We start from the raw sequence: 307 nt of genomic DNA, 5'->3' as shown, positions 1-307 counted from the left end.
CGTAATAGGGCGCGTCGCCGACCAGCAGGATCGCCGCATGGCCAAGCCGCTCGGCCTCAGTGACCGCTTGGCGCATCAGCGCCGAGCCGATGCCGGCATTTTTCAGCGCCGGGTCGACCGCAAGCGGGCCGAGCAGCAGCGCTGCCTTGCCGCCTTCGCCCAGCACCACGTCCCACAGCCGCACGGTGCCGGCAACAGTGCCCGACGCATCGCGCGCGACAAAGGCCAGGCCCTCCGAAGGCCGGCGGCCGCGCCGCAGCTTTTCCGACGACTTCTTCCGGCGCTTCGGCCCCATGGCGCGATCGAG

The 307-nt window shown here is 71.3% G+C and carries 1 protein-coding gene; it reads right to left on the bottom strand.

The window, feature by feature from the left end; all coding sequences use genetic code 11:
• On the bottom strand, positions 1-307 hold a 307-nt coding region (locus E5W70_RS25170), incomplete at both ends, for an N-acetyltransferase (RefSeq protein ID WP_292663575.1).

This window comes from Mesorhizobium sp. (genome assembly GCF_005063415.1).
GTDB lineage: Bacteria > Pseudomonadota > Alphaproteobacteria > Rhizobiales > Rhizobiaceae > Mesorhizobium.
This window is presented reverse-complemented; position numbering and strand designations above follow the sequence as displayed.